Origin of the sequence: Caulobacter sp. B11 (assembly GCF_002737765.1) — a bacterium.
In the GTDB taxonomy this organism is placed as follows: domain Bacteria; phylum Pseudomonadota; class Alphaproteobacteria; order Caulobacterales; family Caulobacteraceae; genus Caulobacter.
In genome coordinates this window covers 1-3,319 of the sequence record NZ_PEGG01000158.1, presented here as the reverse complement: position 1 = coordinate 3,319, position 3,319 = coordinate 1, and the positions used below count along the sequence as shown (strand labels likewise).

At 65.4% G+C, this 3,319-nt stretch carries 1 protein-coding gene, 1 pseudogene and 1 riboswitch; the gene and the pseudogene both read right to left on the bottom strand.

The features are described 5' to 3' along the window. Positions 1-29: 29 nt before the first annotated feature. A pseudogene (gene thiC, locus CSW58_RS07650) lies at positions 30-1,868 on the bottom strand (phosphomethylpyrimidine synthase ThiC). A 71-nt stretch (positions 1,869-1,939) separates the two neighbouring features. Beyond that, a riboswitch (TPP riboswitch) is annotated at positions 1,940-2,045 on the bottom strand. Between the two features lie 141 nt (positions 2,046-2,186). Further along, on the bottom strand, positions 2,187-3,319 hold a 1,133-nt coding region (locus tag CSW58_RS07645), incomplete at its 5' end, for a peptidase dimerization domain-containing protein (RefSeq protein ID WP_143755124.1).

The following is a 3,319-nucleotide window of genomic DNA, read 5'->3' as shown; positions in this document are numbered from 1 at the left end:
GACGCGGATCAAGGTCGGCGAGAAGCACCCTATTCGGTCTTCAGATAGATCTCGGACCCCTGCTCGCGGAACTTGTCGCTCATCTGGGCCATGCCCTCGGCGATGGCGTTCGGAGCCTGGGCCGCCGCGAATTCCCGGACCTCATGGCTGATCTTCATCGAGCAGACTTGGGCCGCACATCGAGCAGAAGTGCGCGGTCTTGTGCGCCTCCTTGGCAGGGTCTCGTCGTGGAACTTGCGGGCGGTCTCGGGGTCGAGAGCCAGGTTGAACTGGTCTTCCCAGCGGAACTCGAACCGCGCCCGGCTGATGGCGTCGTCCCACATGGCCGCGCCCGGGTGACCCTTGGCCAGGTCGGCGGCGTGGGCGGCCAGCTTGGTAGGTGATGACGCCGGTCTTGACGTCGTCACGGTCCGGCAGACCCAGGTGCTCCTTGGCGTGACGTAGCAGAGCATCGCCGTGCCAAACCAGCCGATCATCGCCGCGCCGATCGCCGAGGTGATGTGGTCGTAGCCAGGGGCGATGTCGGTGGTCAACGGGCCCAAGGTGTAGAAGGGGGCCTCGTGGCAGTGCTTGAGCTGCTCATCCATATTGGCCTTGATCTTGTGCATGGCCACGTGGCCCGGCCCCGATCATCACCATCACCTGCACGCCAGCTTCCAGGCCACCTTGGTCAGCTCGCCCAGGGTGCGCAGCTCGGCGAACTGGGCCTCGTCATTGGCGTCGGCGGTCGAGCCCGGACGCAGGCCGTCGCCCAGCGAGAACGACACGTCATAGGCGCGCATGATCTCGCAGATGTCCTCGAAGCGCTCGTAGAGGAAGTTCTCCTGGTGGTGGGCCAGGCACCACTTGGCCATGATCGAGCCGCCGCGCGAGACGATGCCGGTGACCCGCTTGGCCGTCATTGGGACAAAGGGAAGCCTGACGCCGGCGTGGATGGTGAAATAGTCGACGCCCTGCTCCGCTTGCTCGATCAGGGTGTCGCGGAAGACCTCCCAGTTCAGGTCCTCGGCCACGCCGTTGACCTTCTCCAGCGCCTGATAGATCGGCACGGTGCCGATCGGCACGCTGCTGTTGCGGATGATCCAGTCGCGGATGTTGTGGATGTTGCGCCCCGTGGACAGGTCCATGACCGTGTCGGCGCCCCAACGGGTGGCCCAGACCAGCTTGTCGACCTCGTCGGCGACGGTGGAGAGCACCGCCGAATTGCCGATATTGGCGTTGATCTTGACCAGGAAGTTGCGGCCGATCGCCATCGGCTCCAGCTCGCCGTGGTTGATATTGGCCGGGATGATGGCGCGGCCGCGGGCCACTTCCTGGCGCACGAACTCGGGCGTCACGAAGTCGGGGATCGAGGCGCCGAAATCGTCGCCGTCACGCACGCAGGGGCGGTCCTGCTCGCGGCGCAGGTTCTCGCGGATGGCGACATATTCCATCTCGGCGGTGATCTTGCCGGCCTGGGCGTATTCCAGCTGGGTGATCAGCTTGCCCGGCTTGCCGCGATAGATGGTGCGGCCGACGGCCGGGAACTGCGGGGCCAGGTGCTTGCCCTGGGCGAAACCGTTGTCCTCGGGCTTCACCTCGCGGGGCGTTTCCACCACCTCGACGTCGCCGCGCGCCACGACGAAGGGCTCGCGGATGCGCTCCAGCCCCTTCTCGATGTCGATGGTCGCGGTGGGGTCGGTATAGGGGCCCGACGGATCATAGATAGTGACGGGTGGCTCGTTGGCCGACGGGTGGACGGCCACCTCGCGGAACGGCACGCGCAGCTCCGGGAACAGCACGCCGGCCTGATAGACCTTGCGCGAGCCGGGGACGGGGCCGATCGAGATGGTCTCGGCGACGGACTTGATGGTGGTCTGGACGTTCATTTTCGGGCGCTCCTCGGCATAAAGGAGACCCGGACGTGTCGCGCTAAGTCGGTGTGCGGACGGGGCTTTCGCCGTCATTCGCGTTCCCTCCCTTCGCCGGCATGACCCGGATCAGGTTCGACGGGTCAGGGCCAGGCCCAATCTCAGCCGCGCGAAGCGGCCCCCCGGTGAACAGGGGGGACACTAGAGCGTTTTCCGATAAGTGTGAAACGGTTATCGGATCGAAAAACGCTCTAAACTTCTGATTTAGAGCCCTTTTCGCCCGACCCTGATGAAGCCATCAGGTCGGAAAGGGCTCTAGGCGCACTGAGGTATGGGTCAAGGGGCGGTCGCTTCCACCGGCGGCCACTTGATGCCCAGCTGGTCCAGATAGGTCGGGTACTTCTTGGAGTCGTAATAGTATTTGCGCATCTCGGGCCGGAAGCGGGCCATGGTCTCGGCGTTGATCTGGATCTGCGGCCGGTCGGTGGCCGACAGCATCGGCACATAGGCCTGATCCTTGGTCTGGACGTCCTTGAAATAGGCCTTGGCCGAGACCAGCAGTTGCGGCTGGGTCATCAGGTCCAGCAGGGTCATCGCCATCACCTTGGAGCCGGCCACCACGCCCTTGTGGGCCACGGGCGTGGCCATCGAGATGGCGTTGGCCCAGTGGTGTCCCGGCAGGTCGGGGATATTGGCCGGATAGCGCAGGCTGATGGTCGGCATAATCCACGAGATGTCGCCGATGTCGTCCGAGCCGCCGCTGTCGGGCTTTTCCTTGGGCGGCTCCAGCCCCTTGAGCTTGACGTCCAGCCCCTTTTCCTTGGCCCCGACCGCCTTTTGCACGGCCTTGGCGAAGGCCTGTTCCTGAGGGGTCCAGACCGGCAGGCCGACCTGGTCGATATTGGCCTGGGCCGCCTCGGCCATCGGCCTGTTGAAGTGCTGGGGCGCGGCCGAACCGATCACCTGGCGGTCCAGGGTGACATCGGCCATGTCGGCGGCCGCCTTGGCGATCCTGTCGCCCAGGGCGTAGTTCTTCTGGATGTCGGCGAAGGTCTGTTCACGGAAGAAGTACCAGACCGAGGCCTCTGACGGCACGACATTGGGCTGGTCGCCGCCGTCGGTGATCACATAGTGGCTGCGCTGCTCGGGCCGCAGGTGCTCGCGGCGCATGTTCCAGCCCATGTTCATCAGCTCGACGGCGTCGAGCGCGCTCTTGCCGCGCCAGGGCGCCCCGGCCGCATGGGCCGCCTCGCCGTGGAAACTGTACTTGGCCGAGACCAGGCCGGTGCCCGACGGCTGGCCCCAGGTGGTCTCGAGGTTGGAGCCGACATGGGTGAAGATCGTGGCGTCGACGCCCTTGAACACGCCGTCACGGACCATGAAGGCCTTGCCGCCCAGCAGCTCCTCGGCCACGCCGGGCCACAGCATCAGGGTGCCCGGGATCTTGTCCTTCTCCATGATCTCCTTGA